The 14,245-nt window shown below is 64.5% G+C and carries 11 protein-coding genes and 1 tRNA gene; 6 read left to right on the top strand and 6 right to left on the bottom strand.

Features of this window, described 5'->3' with window-relative positions; genetic code table 11:
- Positions 1-72 precede the first annotated feature (72 nt).
- Together J2R76_RS29740 and J2R76_RS29735 are read left to right on the top strand one after the other, a co-directional pair.
- The gene (locus tag J2R76_RS29740) at positions 73-1,356 is read left to right on the top strand and encodes an MFS transporter (RefSeq protein ID WP_283805990.1); all 1,284 of its coding nucleotides are present in this window, start codon (positions 73-75) and stop codon (positions 1,354-1,356) included.
- A complete protein-coding gene (locus J2R76_RS29735; RefSeq protein WP_076834804.1) occupies positions 1,356-2,615 on the top strand; it encodes an arsenic transporter in 1,260 nt (419 codons plus the stop codon). The genes J2R76_RS29740 and J2R76_RS29735 overlap by 1 nt, the downstream gene beginning before the upstream one ends.
- Before the next feature lie 155 nt (positions 2,616-2,770).
- On the opposite strand, the gene J2R76_RS29730 is transcribed toward J2R76_RS29735, so the two are convergent.
- The 4 genes from J2R76_RS29730 to J2R76_RS29715 all read right to left on the bottom strand — a co-directional run bounded on the left by J2R76_RS29730 (position 2,771) and on the right by J2R76_RS29715 (position 7,389).
- Positions 2,771-2,860 (bottom strand) — tRNA-Ser (locus J2R76_RS29730).
- 547 nt (positions 2,861-3,407) lie between these two features.
- Positions 3,408-4,859: a trehalose-6-phosphate synthase gene (locus J2R76_RS29725; protein ID WP_057021128.1), complete on the bottom strand. Its 1,452-nt coding sequence runs from the start codon at positions 4,857-4,859 to the stop codon at positions 3,408-3,410.
- 202 nt (positions 4,860-5,061) lie between these two features.
- Positions 5,062-5,895: a trehalose-phosphatase gene (otsB, locus tag J2R76_RS29720; protein ID WP_057021127.1), complete on the bottom strand. Its 834-nt coding sequence runs from the start codon at positions 5,893-5,895 to the stop codon at positions 5,062-5,064.
- Positions 5,896-5,898: 3 nt separating this feature from the next.
- On the bottom strand, positions 5,899-7,389 hold the full coding sequence (locus tag J2R76_RS29715; RefSeq protein ID WP_244559015.1) for an MFS transporter: 1,491 nt from the start codon (positions 7,387-7,389) through the stop codon (positions 5,899-5,901).
- A 184-nt stretch (positions 7,390-7,573) separates the two neighbouring features.
- Between J2R76_RS29715 and J2R76_RS29710 the strand changes: the two genes are divergently transcribed.
- Positions 7,574-7,942 carry a DUF3175 domain-containing protein gene (locus J2R76_RS29710; RefSeq protein ID WP_141343299.1) on the top strand — a complete coding sequence of 123 codons (369 nt, stop codon included), beginning with the start codon at positions 7,574-7,576 and terminating at the stop codon, positions 7,940-7,942.
- Between the two features lie 5 nt (positions 7,943-7,947).
- Here the strand turns inward: J2R76_RS29710 and J2R76_RS29705 are convergent, their stop codons facing one another.
- Positions 7,948-9,003, bottom strand: coding sequence for an IS30 family transposase (locus J2R76_RS29705; protein ID WP_253625294.1), 1,056 nt, complete (start codon positions 9,001-9,003; stop codon positions 7,948-7,950).
- Between the two features lie 167 nt (positions 9,004-9,170).
- On the bottom strand, positions 9,171-11,204 hold the full coding sequence (locus tag J2R76_RS29700) for a methyl-accepting chemotaxis protein (protein ID WP_141342737.1): 2,034 nt from the start codon (positions 11,202-11,204) through the stop codon (positions 9,171-9,173).
- Positions 11,205-11,358: 154 nt separating this feature from the next.
- Here J2R76_RS29700 and J2R76_RS29695 point away from each other — a divergent pair, with 154 nt between their 5' ends.
- From J2R76_RS29695 to J2R76_RS29685, 3 genes are read left to right on the top strand one after another with little or no spacing between them, the layout of a single operon-like run.
- Positions 11,359-11,691, top strand: coding sequence for a hypothetical protein (locus J2R76_RS29695; protein ID WP_141342733.1), 333 nt, complete (start codon positions 11,359-11,361; stop codon positions 11,689-11,691).
- Positions 11,672-12,844 carry an FIST N-terminal domain-containing protein gene (locus J2R76_RS29690; protein ID WP_076834794.1) on the top strand — a complete coding sequence of 391 codons (1,173 nt, stop codon included), beginning with the start codon at positions 11,672-11,674 and terminating at the stop codon, positions 12,842-12,844. The genes J2R76_RS29695 and J2R76_RS29690 overlap by 20 nt, the downstream gene beginning before the upstream one ends.
- Positions 12,841-14,214: a hybrid sensor histidine kinase/response regulator gene (locus J2R76_RS29685; RefSeq protein WP_076834793.1), complete on the top strand. Its 1,374-nt coding sequence runs from the start codon at positions 12,841-12,843 to the stop codon at positions 14,212-14,214. Before J2R76_RS29690 ends, J2R76_RS29685 begins: the two co-directional genes overlap by 4 nt.
- Positions 14,215-14,245: the final 31 nt, after the last annotated feature.

Below are 14,245 nucleotides of genomic sequence, written 5' to 3'. Positions count from 1 at the left end.
ACTCAACCGGCTCGGGTGCGTCGAGGATCTCATCGGACAGGCAGTTTGTTTAATCAAGCATCGGGATGCAACGTGTCGATAGCACCGACGGCCTCATACAGCGCAAGTCCAGAGAAGGCGCTCCGTCCGCTGCTCGCGCTGAACTTCTTCATCGCCGACATGCAGGCCGGCATCGGGCCGTTCCTCGGCGTATTTCTGCTCGCGCAGGGCTGGCAGGCCGGCTGGATCGGGACGGTGATGACGGCGGGCGGCGTTGCTGGGATGTTGATGACGACGCCGGCCGGAGCCCTGATCGACGCCACGCGCAGCAAGAAGCTGTTCGTCATCATCCCCGGCATCTGCAGTGTCGTCGCCTCCGGCATCGTGCTGCTGTCACAGGAGTTCTGGCTCTTGGCAGCCTCACAGGTCGCGACGGCGATTGCCGGCGCCGCGATCGGTCCGGCCGTCGCCGGCATCACGCTGGGTATCGTCCGCCAGGCAGGCTTCAATCGACAGAACGGCCGTAACCAGGCCTTCAACCACGCCGGCAACATGGTCGGCGCCGGGCTGTCCGGATTCGTCGGCTGGGTGTACGGCTTCACCGCGGTGTTCTGGCTCGCGGCGGTCTTCGGTGTTCTCTCGATCGCTTCCGTTATGATGATCCCGAGCGCGTCCATCGACGACGACGCAGCCCGCGGGCTCGAACGCGAGAGCACGGACGACAAGCGCGCGAGCGGGTTGCAAGTGCTGATCGAATCGAAGCCATTGCTGATCCTCGCCGCAACTCTGCTGTTCTTCCACCTCGGCAATGCGGCGATGCTCCCGCTGTACGGCCTGGCGGTCGTGGCCGACAAGCAGGCCGACCCCGCGAGCTTCGTCGCGATGACCATCGTCATCGCCCAGGGCACCATGATCCTGACCTCGCTGGTTGCGATGCGGATGGCCGAAAGGGAGGGCTACTGGCTGGTCATGCTGGTGTCGTTCATCGCCTTGCCGGTCCGGGGCATCATCGCGGCGTGGCTCCTGAACAGCTGGGGCGTTTATCCGGTACAGATTCTTGACGGCGTCGGCGCGGGATTGCAGAGCGTGGCAGTGCCCGGCCTCGTCGCGCGGATTCTCGACGGGACCGGGCGGATCAATGCCGGCCATGGCGCGGTCATGACGGTCCAAAACATCGGTGCCTCGCTCAGCCCTGCGATCGGTGGCTGGATCGCGCAGGAGTTCGGGTACGGGCCGATGTTTCTCATTCTCGGTGGCTGCGCCACGGTCTCAGTCGCGCTGTGGAGCGTCTTCGCGCCGTTGTTGAAGCCTGCTTGTGCGACAAAGCCCGGGCACGCATCGGATGCAATGGTTTCAAGCGCCGCGAGTGTCGCCTGATGTTCACTCACAACGCCGCGACCTGGGGAATCGCCGGTCTTGCGACCTTGGGCGTCATTGCACGCCCCTGGAATCTGCCGGAATACATCTGGGCAGTGACCGGCGCCGTCCTGCTGATCGCCTTCGACCTGTTGCCGTGGCGAGACGCCGTCGCGGCGGCAGGCAACGGAACGGACGTCTACTTCTTTTTGATCGGCATGATGCTGCTGGCCGAGGTCGCTCGGAAAGAGGGCTTGTTCGATTGGTTCGCCGAACTCGCCGTCAAGCATTCGCGCAACTCAGCGTCGCGGTTGTTTTCGATCGTCTATGCGGTCGGTACGCTGGTCACCATTTTCCTGTCGAACGACGCCACCGCCGTCGTGCTGACGCCCGCGGTCTACGCCGCGACCCGTGCCGCGAAGGTCGAGCCGCTGCCGTATCTTTTCGTCTGTGCGTTCATCGCCAACGCCGCCAGCTTCGTGCTGCCGATCTCTAATCCGGCCAACCTCGTGTTGTTCGGCGCGCGGATGCCGACGCTGCCGCAGTGGCTGCACTACTTCCTGCTGCCCTCGATCGTGGCGATTGCAGCGACCTTCATCATGCTCCGGCTCAGCCTGCGGAACAGCCTGTCGGGTAGTGTCGATGTGCGCGACGGAGAGCCGGCCGTGCTTGCCAGAAGTGCCGCGATCGTCGCCGCCGGCATCGGCGCGACGGCGGCGGTCCTGCTCGCCACATCGGCGTTGGGTCTGGATCTTGGAATCCCGACATTTGCCTGCGGGGCGATGGTGACCGTGATCGTGCTCCTGCTCGGCCGCACATCGCCGCTATCGATCGCGCGCGATATCTCATGGTCGGTCCTTCCTCTCGTCGCCGGACTGTTCATCCTGGTCGAGGGCCTCAATCGCACCGGCGTGCTGCCGGCACTCGCGGAAGAGCTCGAGCGAACCGCCGCGCGATCGCCGCACGCAACCTCATGGGGCGCCGGCGTCATCACGGCGATTGCCTCGAACCTCATCAACAATCTGCCGATGGGTCTGATCGCAGCGACGACCACGCAAGCCGCGCAGGCGTCGCATCACGTCACCGGCGCAATCCTGATCGGCGTCGACCTCGGACCCAACCTTTCAGTCACCGGTTCACTCGCCACGATCCTGTGGCTGATCGCGCTGCGGCGCGAGGGTGAGCATGTTGGCGCGCTTCGCTTTCTGCAACTCGGCATTGTGGTCATGCCGCCGGCATTGGTACTTTCGCTGCTTGCGCTCTCGCTGTCTGCCTCATAAGAGCGGTTGCGGCTTCGATTGCCAGAAACGGGGGGAGCTCCAAGAGGGCTCAACTTCTCTTGGCGGGGCCGCGCATGTTGTGTAAGCGCTGCATACGCGCCGCCGGTCGCACAAAATCGTAGAAGATCGCGGCTTGGCGCACTAAATCGTGGAAATGGCGGAGAGAGTGGGATTCGAACCCACGGTACGGTTTCCCGCACACACGCTTTCCAAGCGTGCGCCTTAAGCCACTCGGCCATCTCTCCGGGAGGCCCTCTCTTGAAGGGCTGAGGCGGATTTTGCAAGGGAGCGCAGGCCGGGAGCGCGAAATTTCCACAACATATTGAAAACATTGGGTAAATTGATAGCGACGACAGCCGCGCGCTGCGCCTTGCGCGTGGACGCGCGCGATTTTGGCCGGCGGTCGGTCAGGGACCGGCGCAAATCAATGAGTTCATCCGATCGACGCGCCGTTTCGTCATTCCGGGGGCTCGCCGCAGGCGAGAGCCGGGAATCTATTGGGGCGCCTCACTCGTGGAAGAATGGATGCCGGGTTCTCGCCTTCGGGAGCCCCGTCGCGAGCATGCGAGGTTATGACCACTGACCGCGCAACACACTCAGTGCCGTCCCAGCGAAAGAGGGACCCATAACCACAAGTGCCGATTATTGCGCGATGCTGCTACGACGAGCCCCGTTCACAACATCCACCGCGGCGTATGGGTCCCTGCTGCCGTGCGCAATTGCGCACTAGGCAGGGACGACAGCACCGCGGATGGGCGAACCAACGCACCCACCCTGCATCGTCATGCTCGCTCAGTGATAGCGCGCGGCAAAATCCGCCGTGCGGCGCGGCCACAGGGTTGGTGGCTCCGGCAGCGCCGCGTTTCCCGCATTGTGCGTATCCTGCAGCGCCTCGATGAAGTCGGCGAACCATTGCTGGATGGTGCCGCTGTTGAGCTTCTCCATCATGGCTTCCCAGCGCATCCGCCGCTCGGTCAGCGGCATCGCGAGGGCCGTCGCCAAGGTGCGCGCCATGCCGTCGATATCGTGCGGATTGACCAGCAGCGCGGCGTCGAGCTCGTTCGCCGCACCGGCGAATTTCGACAACACCAGCACGCCGGGGTCCGCCGGGTTTTGCGCGGCGACATATTCCTTGGCGACCAGGTTCATGCCGTCCTGCAGCGGCGTCACGACGCCGACCTGCGCGGTGCGGTAAAGGCCTGCGAGCACGCCCTGGCCAAAGCCCTTGTTGAGGTAGCGGATCGGCGTCCAGTCGACCTCGCCATGCACGCCGTTGACGTCGGTAACGAGCTTCGCCACCTCGCTCTGCAGATTGCCGTAGGCTTCGATCGCGCCTCGCGAGGGCGTTGCGATCTGCAGCAGCGACACCGAACGTTTCAGGTTCGGATGCAGCGTCCACATCTTGTCGAACGCCTTGATGCGGTTGACGAGGCCCTTGGAGTAGTCGAGCCGGTCGACGCCGATCGCGAGCTTCTCGCCGTTGAGGCTGCGCCGCAGCCGCGTCACGTCGGGATGCGTCATCGCCTTGGTCGCCTGCTGCGCGAACTTGCCCGGATCGATGCCGATCGGAAACACCGCGGCGCGGGTGCGGCCGAACGACGAATTGATCACGCCGTCGCGCACCTCGAAGTCGAGATCGTGCTGCACATAGCTCAGGAAGTTCTCGCAGTCCTCATCGGTCTGGAAGCCGATCAGGTCATAGGACAGCATCGCCTCGATCAGCTCGCGATGATTGGGCACGCCCGCGATTACCGCGCGCGCCGGCCATGGCGTGTGCAGGAAGAAGCCGATCGGCTGCGTGACGCCGAGATCGCGCAGCTCGGCGCCGAGCGCGAGGAAATGATAGTCCTGGACCCAGAACACGGAATCCGGCTTGCGGAAGCGCAGCAACGCGCGCGCCATGAACGCGTTCACTTCGCGATAGCTCGCGTAGTCCTCGCGAGACGCACGAATCAGATCGGCGCGCGAATGCATCGCGGGCCACAGCGCCGAATTGGCAAAGCCTTCGTAATAGCCGCCATAGTGCGCGGCCGGCAGATCGAGCATCGCCAGCGCGCCCGCCCCGAGCGCTTCGACCTCTGCGAAAGGTTCCTTCAGGTTCCCGTCGCGGACGCGTCCGCTGGAACCAACCCATATTGCCCCTGTCTTTTCCACCACCGGCAACAATGCCGCAGCCAGCCCCCCCGTCATGGGTTCATTGGGTTTTCCGCGCGAGACGCGGTTCGATACGACGACGAGGTTCACCAGGTCCCCTCCTGTTGGTCAACTCGCGTATTAACAACCATTCATCAAGATGGTTCCTGACCAAGGAATCTCCCAATTGAAACCAAATTCTGGCGAACACGAACGGAACTCGCGGGAACTCGCGAAAAGAAAATTACGCGCGAGGTTGACGCCACGACGCAAAAGCACCGTATTCGATTCGCCTGCGATGAATGCGTTTCGGTTAGGACAGGCTGACGTCCCTATCAACGTCGAGCAGATGCGCGAGGAATTCGCGCACATCGCTCGGTCCGTCGAAATGTCCGGCGACGCCGGTTGCGCGACGGCCGACGGAGAACGCTAGACCGTCGAAATCGGGCATGATCGCGAACACGGTCTCGTCGGTGACGTCGTCGCCGATGAAGAACGGACGCCGCCCCTTGAACGGCTCATGCGTCATCAGCTCGAGCACGCCGGTCGCCTTGGTGAAGCCGGAATGCTTGATCTCGCAGACGCTCTTGCCCGGCAGCACCTCGATCGGCGCATTCGGCAACTCGGCGCGGATCAGCGACACCGCTTCATAGATCGCCTTCTCCGCCTGCGGCGCCAGCCGGTAGTGCAGCGCCAGCGAATAGCCCTTGTCCTCGAGCAGAATGCCGGGGCTGAGCTTTGCGATCGCGGCAAGACGGCGCTTCAACTCCTTGTCGAGCGGCGGCGCGTGTGCGGCGACCGCCTCGCTGTCCGGCTGCAGCCGCATCTCGGCGCCGTGGCCGCCGATCGCAGGAAACACTTCCGGCGCGAAGATCAGGTCGATGTCATTGAGGGAGCGGCCGCTGACCAGCGCCAGCGCGCCGTGGGTGCGCTCATGCAGCTGCTTCAGCGTGGTCGACAGTTCCGGCGGCACCCAGACCTCGCGCGGCGTCGGCGCGAAATCGAGCAGGGTGCCGTCGATGTCAAGCAGCACCGCGACCTGGCGGAGTGGCGGAATCAGCGACGCCTGCGTCGGCACGCTGTCCGTCTTGGCGTCAGGGGCGATGTCATCATCCATGGGCATCTCGGCCACGTCATGTTTCGTCATAGTCTACTCCACACATGCCAGTGGTCGCGCGACAGATTCGAGCGATTTCCGCTCGGCCGCGACGGCATAGCGCCATGCGACCGCTGCGGCGACCATCATGAGCGCCGACCCCAGCAGGTAGCCGGCGAAGACGCTGTTGCGCGATCCGGTGTCGATCAGCACGCCGAACAGCGCCGGTCCAATCACGCCGCCAATGCCGGTGCCGATCGCATAGAAGGCGGCGATCGCGAGCGCGCGGACCTCCAGCGGAAACGTCTCGCTGACGGTAAGATAGGCGGCGCTCGCGGCCGGCGAGGCAAAGAAGAAGATCACCATCCAGGCGATGGTCTGGGTCTGCGCGCTGAGCACGCCGATCGAGAACAGATAGCCGGACAGCGCCAGCAGCACGCCCGAGATGCCATAGGTCAGCGCGATCATGGTGCGGCGGCCGAGCGTATCGAACAGGCGGCCGAGCAGCAGCGGCCCGAGGAAGTTGCCGGCGGCGAAGGGCAGGATGTACCAGCCGACATTGCTGGCGGCGACACCGAAGAAGTCGGTCAGGATCAATGCGAAGGTGAAGAAGATCGCATTGTAGAAGAACGCCTGCGCGGCCATCAGCGTGAGCCCGACCAGCGAGCGCTGCCGGTAGGTGGAGAACAGCGTCGCCGCGACCTCGCGCAGCGGCGTGTGATCGCGCATCCGCAGCCTGATCTTCTCGAAGTCCGCGCTCGATTGTTCGTGGCCGAGCACGGAGGTCTCGATATCGGCGACGATCTTGTGGGCCCGGTCGGGATAGCCGTGGATCATCAGCCAGCGCGGGCTCTCCGGAATCCACATCCGCATCAACAGCACGACGAGGCCGAGCACCGCGCCGGTGAAATAGGCGATCCGCCAGCCGTGGTCCGGCGCAAGGAACGCGGGATCGAGCAGGATGATGGCGCTCAGCGCACCGATCGCCGCCCCGATCCAGAAGCTGCCGTTGATGACGAGATCGGTCCAGCCGCGATAGCGCGCCGGCACCAGTTCCTGGATGGTCGAGTTGATCGCGGTGTATTCGCCGCCGATGCCGGCACCGGTGAGAAAGCGAAACAGCGCGTAGCTCGCGACATTCCACGACAGCGCGGTCGCGGCGGTCGCCGACAGATAAAGCGCGAGCGTGATGAAGAACAGCTTCTTGCGCCCGATCCGGTCGGTGAGCCAGCCGAACCCCAGCGCGCCGAGCACGGCGCCGGCGAGATACGCGCTGCTGGCAAGACCGACATCGGCATTGGAGAAGCTCATCGTCGGGCTGTCCTTCAGCGCACCCGACAATGCACCCGCGAGCGTCACTTCCAGCCCGTCGAGGATCCAGGTGATGCCAAGCGCCACCACGACGCGGGTGTGAAAGCGGCTCCAGCTGAGATTGTCGAGCCGGACCGGAATCGAGGTCTCGATGATGCGGTCATCGTCCGGCGTGACCGGAGCCACGGCCTGTCGCGTCGTCGCGGAACTCAATTGTGTCGGCTGCACTGTCATCAGAATCGACCAATGAGAAAAACCCCGGAACGATCTGTTCCAAGGTTCACTCACCCGGAATTGCGGCAAACGGAGTGCCCGCCACGCGGTGTCAACGCGGCAGGCCGGCAAGGGTTCCCGCAATGCGGCATAGGAACCACGATCGCGGCGAACTGTTCTCGGCTCAAAACACACGGAGGCATCGATGGCCGCACACAAGAAAGCAACACGCAAGACGGCAAGGACATTACCGGCACGGTCCATGGGCACGACGCGGCGCAGGCGCGGCGCAAGCAAGAGGACGGCGAAGCGCTGGTCGCAGCGGGTGACAAAGGAGAGCGACGCGCTCGACCTCAAGCGCGGCGTGTTCAAGCAGACCAGCGCGAAGAAGATCGCATCATCGCTGAAGCGGTCCGCCGAGCACAGCGCGCGCCGCAAGAGCGGCGCCTATCGTTCCGCGCTCTCGATGCTGACCTTCTATATCAACCGCGCCGGCAAGACGCTGCCGAAGACCGAGCGATCACGGCTGGAGCGCGCCAAGGTCGAGTTGAAGCACCAGTTCGGACGGGATTAGTCGCATCATCCCGCCAACCAAACAGCGTCGTCCCGGCGCAGGCAATTAATTCGTCGTCCTGGCGAAAGCCGGGAGGTGGATTCACATTCGAAGTGCAACACTTGAGCAAAGGACTCGGCAGGCGTGCGGTAGTCAAGGCATTTGCGCGGGGTGTTGTTGTAGGCGGCGATGAACTGGCGGAATCTGGCGGTCGAGAGGGTTACGAGATCCGTCTTGCGGGGAATAAAGCGGCGCATCCTGCCGATGGCGTTCTCGATGCCACCCTTCTGCCAGGGGGCATGGGGATCGCAGAAGAAGGTCGCGATCGAGAGGCGGTGCAGCGCCAGGTGACCGGCGAACTCGGTGCCGTTGTCGAAGGTAACGCTCTGGCGCAGCTCTTGTGGAAGGGTCGCGAAGAAGCCCACGAGATGGCGGGCGACACCGCGCGCGACCTTGCTGGCAAGGCGGATGCCGAGCAGCAGCCGCGAGGTGCGCTCGTGCACGGTCAGCACGGCCTGACCGTATTTCGAGAACATCATCAGGTCGGCCTCCCAGTGTCCGGGCACGCTGCGGTCGGCCGCTTCGAGCGGCCGATTTGCCAGGGATACACGGCCTTCGATGAAGCTTGCGGGGCTGCCGCCCCGCTTGCCGCGGCAGCCGCGCTTGCTCTTGGCGCGCGGCAGATAGCGCCGCCAGTTGAAGTCCGTGGTGCGCCTGAGTTGGCGATAGATGAAGCGGTAGATGGTCTCGTGGGAGATCACCTTGCGCCCGTACTCGCGGGCCAGCCGGCCGGCGACCTGCTCGGGCGACCAGCCGCGGCGAAGGCGTTGCAACACCGCGCGGCGCAGGCCGGGCTCCCGTTCGAGGCGTCCGCCCGTCCAGCGCCGCGCTCGCATCTGGTGCTGGGCATAGCTCGGCTTGTAGCCGACCTGGCTCCCCCGATTGCGCCTCAGTTCCCGAGAGATCGTTGATGGCGAGCGATCCAGAGCTGCCGCGATTTGCCGGACCGAGCTGCCATTGGCCGATCGGCAGGCAATCTCGCATCGGTCGTCCAGAGAGAGCTGCTTGTAAGTCCGCCCCATGGCAACACCTCCTCAAGGAAGTGTTGCACTTCGTTTGTGAACTCAGGGGACCCATACGCCGCGGCCCAACAAAAGGGCACGCGGCGAGTTGCACTTAAAACAATAGTGAGTGGTGATTATGGGTCCTGGCTTTCGCCAGGACGACGATGGATAGATCCGCGCGCGCCTTATGCCGCGCGGATATTGGCCATAAAGCGGTCGAGCTCCTCGCGCAGCCGCGAGCTCTCGACCGACAGCGAGCGGGCCGAATTCAGCACCTCTTCGGAAGCAGCTCCGGTCTCGGTGGCGCCGCGATTCACCTGGGTGACGCTGGACGCCGCTTCCTGTGTGCCCTGCGCGACGTTCTGCACGCTGCGCGCGATCTCCTGCGTTGCCGCGCTCTGCTGCTCGACCGAGCTTGCGATGTTGGTCGCGATGCCGGAGATCTGCCCGATAGTGCCGCCGATCTCCTTGATAGCGGCGACCGATTCCTGCGTCGCCGCCTGCATGCCCGAGATATGGGTGGAGATCTCGTCGGTGGCCCTGGCGGTCTGGCTCGCCAGCGACTTCACCTCGGCGGCGACCACGGCGAAGCCGCGGCCGGCGTCGCCGGCGCGCGCGGCCTCGATGGTGGCGTTCAGCGCCAGCAGATTGGTCTGCTCGGCGATCGCGGTGATCAGCTTGACGACGTCGCCGATCTCCTGCGCAGCGCGCGAGAGCTTGCCGATCCGCGCGTCGGTCTGCTCGGCCTGACGCACGGCGGAATCGGCGATCTGGCTGGATTCCTTGGCGCGACGGCCGATCTCGTCGACGGACGCCGACAGTTCCTCGGTCGCGGAGGCGACCGATTGCATGTTGCTGGAGGCTTCCTCCGAGGCGCCGGCGACCTGGCTCGACAGGTTCTGCGTGGTCTCCGCAGTCCGGGTCAGCGTACCGGCCGCGGATTCGAGCTGCACGGCGGAGGCCGACACGTTGGAGACGATCGAGCCGACGGCGGATTCGAATTCGTCGGCAAAACGAATCAGCTCGTTGCGCCGCGCGGTCGCACTTTCCTTGTTCTGCGCTTCCTGGGTCGCGGCATCGCGTTCGGCCTTGGCGATCGCCTGGACCTTGAATTCCTCCACGGCGCCGGCCATCTCGCCGAGTTCGTCGCGGCGGCCGAGGCCCGGCAGCACAACGTCGAAATTGCCCGCCGCGAGCTCGCGCATCGCCGCACACATCGCCGCGATCGGTCGCGAAATGCCCTTGCCCAGCAGGAACGCCCAGACCAGCCCGAGCACGAAGCTGCCGGCGGCGAGCATCAGGATCAGCTGCTCGGTCTCGCCGATCATGGTGTGCGATTCGTTTTCAAGTCGCTTCTGGTCGGCGAGCAGATCGGACTTCATCGCCGCCGCGCCCTGGCTGATAGCGGCCGCGGACTCCGTCATCTCGACGGTCAGTTCGTCGATCGACTTCGCGTTCGCGATCAGCTTGGCGAGCGCCTCGCGGTACTCTTCGAGCAGCGCGGTGATGTCCTTCACGCTCTGGGTGATCCGCTCGTTATTCGAGGTGATCGCCTTCACGAGATTGTCGGCGAATTTCAGCCGGGCGAGCGCGCTCGAAGCGACCGTCTTGTCGCCGTTGACGACGAAGGTATTGACGGCCCCGGTGATCGACTGGAGCTGGTCGGTCACCTTCTTGGCGCCGAACTGGATCGACTGCAGCTCGGAATCATCGGCGTTGCTCGGAAGATCGTCGAGCTTGTAGCGCATCGAGGTCGCGCTGCGGGTCAGCTTGTTCTGCGCGGTCTGTGCGCTGTCGTCCTTGATGCGGACGATCTCGGCGAAGATCTTGGTGAAGGCGCGGAATTCGCGCTCCAGCTTGGTGATCTGCTCGAGCCGGGCCGGATTGGTGGTGCCCTTCATCGACGCCATGATGGCGTCCTTCAGGCTGCCCTCGGCGGCGAGCGCGGCCTTGGCGTCGTCCTCCTTGCCGGTCGCAACGAAGTAGCGCGCCAGCGAACGGTAGAAGATCAATTCGCGATCGATGTTGCGGGCCAGATCGGCTTCCGCGACGCTCTGGCGATAGGAGCCGACGCCGGCGGAGACCCGCTCGAAGCCCATATAGGCAAAGCCCATGGTGGCTGCCGAAAGCGCCAGCGTGACGGCAAAGCCGAGCATGATCTTGGCGCGAAATCTGAGGGTTGGGATCCTGATCGACAACGATCGCTTCAGCCCCGGCATTCCAACCCCCGTCTTCATTCTGAAAACCACGCGAGGTCCGGCAGCAACCCGCCCCAGACCCCGGAGCGCAAAACTAAGGCAGAATCGATAAGGCCCGGTAAATGGGCAGCGGCCGCCGGGCCCGGCGCGATACTACCTTGGTCGGGCTAGCCGGGTGGGTAAGGTGATTGACGCGCAGGTCCGGCCCGATAGTTTAGAACCGATCAAATCCTGTCCCTGCCCGGGCCAGGAGAACACACATCGGGAGGTGTCCCATGTCATCGCGTCGACCGGCGCCATTGGCGCTTGCGGCGAGCGTAGCTGCCGGCGCAATAGCCCGGCCAATGGCATTTCCCCTCACGACCTGAAAGCCGCGGGCAAGCCGGAACGCCAGCCATCGCGGCATGGTCCGGATGCCCTCACGACCCGCGCGGGTTCAGTCGGCCGCGCCAAGAAAAGCAAAAAAATTCTGGTTAGGGAGAACGCCTTTGGCGAAGCAGAACGGTAGCGCCGCCGACAGTATTGTCGTGGTGCAGGCAAAGACCGACGGGCCGCGGGAAGCAGCCGACGAGATCGCGCGCCAATTGGCGGCGGCTGATCTCGCGATGCTCGTGGTGTTCGTGTCGCCGGTCTACGAGCCGCGGACATTCATTGCCGAACTGTCCAGCCGCATGCCCGACGTACCGATCTTCGGCTGCACCACGGCCGGCGAATTGTCGCCCGGCGGTTGGGACGAGGACAGCGTCGTCGCGATGGGCTTCAACGCGGCCGATTTCGTCATCGCGGCCCGGCCGCTGTTCGACCTTTCGACATTTCGGGTCGATCACGGCCGCTCGATCTGCACCGAATTGCAGAACGAATTCGCGCAACGCACCGAGCATTGCGATCACACCCATGATTCCTTCGGGCTGCTCTTCATCGACGGCATGTGCCAGCGTGAGGAGACCATCATGTCGGCGATCTATGCGTCGCTCGGCGACATCCCGGTGGTCGGCGGCTCCGCCGGCGACGGCCTGCGCTTCGAGAAATCGTGGGTCTTCCATGGCGGCGAGGCCTTTACCGATGCCGCGGTCCTGATCCTGATCCGGACCCGGCTGCCGTTCCGCCTGTTCAAGTGCGACCACTTCGAACCGACCTCGACCAAGATGGTGGTGACCGAGGCCGACATCGAGCACCGCATCGTCAAGGAATTGAATGCCGAGCCGGCCGCGCTGGAATATTCCCGCGCCGTCGGCCTCAGCGACAGCAAGCTCGAATTGTTCTCGTTCGCCGCGCATCCCGTGCTGGTTCGCGTCGGCGGCGCCTATTACGCGCGGTCGATCCAGCGCACCAACCCGGACGGATCGCTGCAATTCTTCTGCGCCATCGACGAGGGCATGGTGCTGACGGTGGCGCGCGAGCGCGACCCGATCGACGTGACGAGCCGCCTGCTCAAGGAGCTGACCGAGGATCTCGGCGAGGTCTCGATGTTCATCGGCTTCGAATGCGTGCTGCGCCGGCTCGACGTCGAGCAGCGCCAGCTGTCGCGGGAGATGTCGGAGCTCTATCGCCGCAACAAAGTGATTGGCTTTCAGACCTATGGCGAGCAGTATCGCTCCATGCATGTCAACCAGACGCTGACCGGCATCGCCATCGGCAAGCGGACACTCGCGCCGCAATGACGGATACCAAGACCACGCGAATTGCGGCGCTCGAACGCGAGGCCGAGAAGCTGCGCAAGATCAACGCGGCGCTGATGTCGCGCGTCGAGCGCTCGACCGATCAGCAGCTCAACGCCTTCTCGCTGTTCGAGACCGCGATCGCGCTGGATCAGCAGGTGCGCGACCGCACCCAGCAGCTCAAGCAGGCGCTGCAATCGCTGGAGAAAACCAATGGTCGCCTGCTGCAGGCCAAGCAGCAGGCCGAAGCGGCGAGCTCTTTGAAATCATCCGTGCTGGTCTCGGTGACGCACGATCTGTTGCAGCCGCTGAATGCGGCGCGGCTGACGCTGTCCGCGCTGACCGAGATGGCAACCGAGTCCAAGAGCGTCGCGCTTACCGATCAGATCGACCGTTCGCTGGCGACGCTCGAGGACATGCTGCGGACGCTGCTCGACATCTCCAAGCTCGATGCGGGCGTGCTCAGGCCCGAATTCGGGCCGGTCGCGATCGCCTCGCTGTTCGAGCCGCTGGAGCAGGAATTTGTCGCGACCGCCGCCAAGCGCAATCTCGGTTTCCGGATCATGCCGTCGTCCGCGGTCGTTCGCTCCGATCCGCTGATGCTGCGACGGATCCTGCAAAACCTCGTCGCCAATGCGCTGCGCTACACCCAGCGCGGCAGCGTGCTGATGGGATGCCGTGCCAGGGGCGATGACATCTGCATCGAGGTGCACGACACCGGGCCGGGCATTCCGGAAGCGCAGCGCGAAGCCATCTTCGTCGAGTTTCAGCGCGGCGAAACCAGCGCCGGCGACAAGGCCGGCATCGGGCTTGGTCTCTCGATCGTGCGCCGGTTTGCCGACCTGCTCGGCCATGACATCAAGCTGAGCTCGCGCGCCGGCAAAGGCTCGGTGTTCTCGGTCACCGTGCCTCGCACGCTGGATCCGGTTGCGATCCCGGTGCGCGAACAGGCGAGCGTCGACTATCGCTATGGCGGCATGGAGGGCGCCAAGATCCTGCTGATCGAGAACGACCTCTCGAGCGCCGAGGGGCTCGCCCATTTGCTGGAGAAATGGGGCTGCGACGTCGCGGTGACGATCTCCAAGACCGAGGCGCTCGAGCGCATCCACGCGCTCGACGGCATTCCCGACGCCATCATCGCCGATCTGCATCTCGACAATGGCGAGACCGGCATTCAGGCCGTCGATGTCATCCGCGGCGCGATCAACGCCAAGGTACCGGCGATCATCGTGACCGCCGACTACTCGGCCAAGGCCGCCTCCGACGTATCGGCCTTCGGCCATGAGCTGTTGAAGAAGCCGATCAAGCCCGCCGAGATGCGCTCGCTGCTGTCGTTCCTGCTGGCGGCGGAGCAGTCGGGCGCGCGGTTATGAGCAGAGCGTTTTCGAGCGAAGTGGATACCGG

This window comes from Bradyrhizobium sp. USDA 4532 (assembly GCF_024171315.1).
In the GTDB taxonomy this organism is placed as follows: Bacteria; Pseudomonadota; Alphaproteobacteria; order Rhizobiales; family Xanthobacteraceae; genus Bradyrhizobium; species Bradyrhizobium australafricanum.
This window is presented reverse-complemented; position numbering and strand designations above follow the sequence as displayed.